This window comes from Acidithiobacillus sp. TH-A36 (assembly GCF_057473445.1).
In genome coordinates this window covers 1-1811 of record NZ_JBYCKP010000358.1, presented here as the reverse complement: position 1 = coordinate 1811, position 1811 = coordinate 1, and the positions used below count along the sequence as shown (strand labels likewise).

The following is a 1811-nucleotide window of genomic DNA, read 5'->3' as shown; positions in this document are numbered from 1 at the left end:
TCGATCTCACCTAACAGGCGGATTGTCCGTGTGAGCTGGGTATGGAGATATTGCGTCATATTTTGGTCGCTTCCGGCTGGAATCGGAGCGCGGGTGGTTGTTTCGGGTAGATCCACGAAGGCGGCGATTTCATCAGAAATGGGGGTTTTCTGGTTTTCGGGCATTTTTTGGAACCGTAAACGAGAACTTGGCGCAGCAATGATAATCTAAGGTTAAAGCCGCAGTCATGCGGTTTTTTTTCTGTGTTTTGTTGTACATATTTCATCTGCTCGGTGATTGTTGGTGTTGTCGGGTGTTAGTCGGTGTTTTACGGTGCTGTTATGTGCATTTAACTACACTATATTAGTGTAAGGCGGTGCGTTTCGATGCAAATGGGTGTTGCCCGGTTACACTCTGTGCGATACAGTGAGACATGCAGCAGCTTTGGTTTCCACTATTGTTGCAATTTGATGTTGGTTTATGCTTGTTAGTGTTGTCGGGTGTTAGTCGGTGCCGGTTGGTGATTCTGGGTGTTAGTCGGTGCTTTTGCGCTTGTTGCGCCTTATGTTTTTTTATAGTGTATTAGTTTTTATCAGGAGGATGGTATGACTTGTGTAGGGATTGATGTGGGTCACTCGGCGGTAAAGGTCGCTTGGCGCAGTAAGGACGGGTCCATCAAAAAGATGATGTTCCCCTCTGTAGCAATACCGGCCATGACCATCAGTGACAGTACCGCTTCAGAGCAGGCGGCCAAGGAAATGGTCCCGGTAAATGGCAATTCGTATTTTATTGGGGAAACGGCCATACACGAGTCGGGATCCATCAAGGTCGCAGGATTGCATGACCGGTGGCTGGATATGCCGGAGTTCCAGGCACTTGTTCAAGGTGCCATCAATATGGTGAAAGCGGATACCGGAAAGATCGACAGCATTGCAACGGGATTACCCCCCTCTATTTTTCGGGAACAAAACCTGAAAATGCGGAACATCGTGTCGACATGCACGGATGCCGAAGTCCGGGTCTATCAGGAACCCAGCGGGGTTTCCTCACGGTACATCCTGGATGAAAACGGGATGATGCGAGAAGACGTGACCAAGAATCTGGGTGTAGTGGCTATCGGCAGGTACACAACCGATTCCATGGCCATGCTCGATGGGCGCTGGGTTGAAGATGCAGCAGGCTCTTCCCGTGGAATGAGCGGCGCGGCCAATATGGTCCTCAAGAAACTGCGGGAAGATGGGTACAAGGTGGACTATCTCGATGCAGATGACGCGCTCTGGAAAGGAACGATTCAGTATAACGGAAAACAGATAGATACATCGCCGTACAACAAGATCGCATTGCAGGCACTTTCATCGGAGATTTTCGATGCCGTATCCAGCAAGTTCGGGGATTCCGGACGAAAGTTGGAGAAAATCCTGGTAGCAGGCGGTGGAGCCGAATTGATGTTTGACGGGTTGGGAAAATACTGGCCACAGGCGGAGCTGGTAGAAGATCCAAGATATGCCGTAGCTGAGGGTTTTCGCCGCATCTGCGAAGGATTCTGGAATATTCGCAATGTTCGGGCATAAGGGGGTAGCCTTGAAAAGCAATCGAATCACCTTTTCGCTAGGACGTGATGATCAATATCTTAAAGACTGGTACGAGTCTATACCGGCCAAATATCGCACTATGATGGTTAAACTTGCCATCCTTAATGCAGTTAATAGCGGGCTTGCCGATGTGGATGCTTATTTTCCTTGGGTGAAGGCAAGATCAACAGGAACACCAGTAACACAGGAATTACCGTATTCTGTAAAAAAACCGACAGAACGGGCATCTCCTGAAGCGTC

2 protein-coding genes are annotated in these 1811 nt (G+C 49.1%); both read left to right on the top strand.

All coding sequences use genetic code 11. The features are described 5' to 3' along the window. The first annotated feature begins 584 nt into the window (after positions 1-584). On the top strand, positions 585-1550 hold the full coding sequence (locus AC2VLY_RS09555; RefSeq protein WP_486922167.1) for a ParM/StbA family protein: 966 nt from the start codon (positions 585-587) through the stop codon (positions 1548-1550). A gap of 10 nt (positions 1551-1560) precedes the next feature. Continuing rightward, the coding region (locus AC2VLY_RS09550) for a hypothetical protein (protein WP_486922166.1) at positions 1561-1811 on the top strand (251 nt) is incomplete at its 3' end.

What these genes read in the sequence shown, in the direction of transcription:
- AC2VLY_RS09555 (WP_486922167.1), top strand. Translation starts at nt 585, where the DNA reads ATGACTTGTGTAGGGATTGATGTGGGTCACTCGGCGGTAAAGGTCGCT.